The 1135-nt window shown below is 75.8% G+C and carries 1 protein-coding gene; it reads right to left on the bottom strand.

What is annotated here, in order from left to right:
- Nucleotides 1–102: 102 nt before the first annotated feature.
- Complete coding sequence (locus DQW06_RS27415; RefSeq protein ID WP_013155969.1) at nucleotides 103–987, bottom strand: Rossmann-like and DUF2520 domain-containing protein; 885 nt, start codon at nucleotides 985–987, stop codon at nucleotides 103–105.
- Nucleotides 988–1135: the final 148 nt, after the last annotated feature.

Here is a 1135-nt window from a genome sequence, read left to right as displayed (position 1 = left end):
CGAGGGGGGCGGGGGCGGCGGGGTGCGGTGCGGTCATCGGTGGTTTCCCGTGGTGGTGTTCTGCGTCGCGGCGGCCGTGCGCGCGCCGGACCCGGCGGCGTCTCAGCGGCGGAGGACGTCGAGCAGGCGCGCGGCGTCCTCGGGCTTGAGCATTCCGGCGTTGATGGCGCGGTCGGCGGTGAGCCGGGCGAGTTCGACGTAGCTGGCCACGCTCTCGGGGGCGTTCTCCCGCAGCTGCTCGATGTGCCCGGCGACGGTTCCGGCGTCGCCGCGCAGGACGGGGCCGCTGAGCCCGTGGATGCCCAGCCGCAGGGCGTTGTCCAGGGCCGCGCTGAGCATGGGCGCGAGCATGCGGCCGGGTTCGGGGACCCCGGCGGAGGCGAGCAGGGCGGCGCTGTCGGAGACCAGGGTGACCAGGTGGTTGGCGCCCCCGGCGAGGGCCGCGTGGTAGAGGGTGCGCTTGTCCTCGGTGATCCACACGGGTTCGGCTCCCATCTCGACGACGAGGGCCTCGGCGATGGGGCGCAGCTGCTCGGGCGCGGTGACGCCGAACGCGCAGTTGGCGAGGCGGTCGACGTCCTCGTCGCGCCCGGTGAAGGTCATGGCGGGGTGGAGCGCGAGGGGCAGCGCGCCGACGAGGGTGGCGGGGGCCAGGACACCGTAGCCGTGGGCGCCGCTGGCGTGGACGAGGATCTTGCCGCGCAGGTCGGTGCCGGTGGAGGCGAGCCCCTCGACGAGTTCGGGAAGGGCGTCGTCGGGGACGGTGAGCAGGACGAGGTCGCTGGCCTCGGCGACCTGAGCCGGTTCGAGCACGCGCGCGGTGGGCAGGCGGTCGGCGACGCGGGCACGGGAGGCGTCGGAGACCGCGGAGGCGGCGACGACCTTGTGCCCGGCCCGGCCGAGGGCCTGTCCGAGGACGGAGCCGACCCGGCCGGATCCGATGACGCCGATCCGCAGGCGGGCGGGGCGTCCCTGCGTCGTCTCCATGTGTGCCCCCTCGTGGTCCGAACGCGTGGGGCGCGTCCGGTTCCTGTCGTACCGGGGCGCCTGAGCACACGATAGTCCTCCCCGGCCGGTGACCTGCCGACCCGCCCCCGCGCACGCGTGTGGGGGCGGACACCGCGTCCGCCCCCAC

This window comes from Nocardiopsis sp. TNDT3, assembly GCF_003427465.1.
Lineage (GTDB): Bacteria > Actinomycetota > Actinomycetes > Streptosporangiales > Streptosporangiaceae > Nocardiopsis > Nocardiopsis dassonvillei.
The sequence above is the reverse complement of the archived record's forward strand: the minus strand, read 5'-3'. Positions and strand labels throughout refer to the sequence as shown.